The sequence below is a fragment of the Rhodoferax sp. LS1R11 genome (assembly GCF_056521395.1).
In genome coordinates this window covers 1-1,205 of record NZ_JBWMAW010000044.1, presented here as the reverse complement: position 1 = coordinate 1,205, position 1,205 = coordinate 1, and the positions used below count along the sequence as shown (strand labels likewise).

1 protein-coding gene is annotated in these 1,205 nt (G+C 59.1%); it reads right to left on the bottom strand.

Annotated elements, in window-relative coordinates; translation table 11 throughout:
* Positions 1-1,205 (bottom strand): flagellin N-terminal helical domain-containing protein (locus tag AC097N_RS21225; RefSeq protein ID WP_479584055.1); only part of this gene is annotated, 1,205 nt, incomplete at both ends.

The window sequence follows — 1,205 nt, the reverse complement described above, 5'->3', positions numbered from 1 at the left end:
CGGGATTGCAAGGCGCCAAAGCTGGCACGTTGGCCATTGACAGCGGCAAGTGCTGCGTCCACGGTGGTCAGGGTGCGGGTCGCGGAGTCGACAGAGGAGACATCCAGGGTGCTGGTCGCCTGCAATTGACTGGCACCGCTGGCACCGAGAAGGAAACCGGTTTTTGTGGCATTGGCACCCGTAACAGTAGACGCAATGCCGAAAGTCTTATCCGAGTCGATCGTCAAAGACCCGGTGACGTAGGCACTTGTGACTGCAGTTGCCGCACCGGCCGAACCTGCAATGCCAGTCTGAGCACCGACCGTGATCACGCTCGCTGCTGCCGAACGGTTGCTGATCAAAATATCATTGCCAGCGGCGTTGGTTAGCGTGATGCCATCACCCGCCGTATTGAGTTTGGCCGTGACACCGGTCTGAGATGATTTGTCATTGAACGCCGCGATACCGGCAGCCAAGCCATCAGCGTTGTTGGCTGCGCCCATAGAAAACGACACATTCACAGCGGTGCTTGCATTGTCAGACAAGATGTCTAGCGAGTAGCTGCCGCCCCCGAGGAAGGACTTGGCATCAATTTCTGTGCGTGCAGTTGCTGTCACGCCCGTGCTGCCTGTTTTGGCATTGATCAGGGCCGCTGCAGTTTTGGCGCTGTCACCGTCCGCGATAACGACAGACGCAGTCCCAGCGGATCCATTCACCGTCAATGTTTCTCCTGTAATGGAGCTGCCAGTGGCACCCAAGGCTACTGCGGCCGCGACGATGGAGGCCGATGTGGTGGTGCCGGCGGTAGTGCCTGTTACCAAATCTCCAGCCCCACCGGCGGTGCTTGCTACGACCGAGCCCATCCGGTTATTGCCGTATTTACTGGTGCTGAAGTTGGCCGTCGTGGCGGTAATGGTCTGGTTGGCGTTCGCGCCAACCTGGAAGGTGGCCGAGCCGAAACTGCCGTCCAGCAATTTCTGTCCATTGAATTGTGTGGTCTTGGCGATGCGATCCAGCTCTGACCCCAGTTGACCCACTTCAGCGTTCAGCGCAGCACGGTCACTGGCGGAGTTGGTGGCATTGGCGGACTGAACTGCCAGCTCGCGCACCCGTTGCAAAATTGAACCAGCGGCACCCAAAGCACCCTCGGCCGTTTGCGCCAGAGAGATGCCGTCATTGGCATTGCGCGCCGCTTGGGTGGTTCCACGAATCTGCGAGGTCATGCG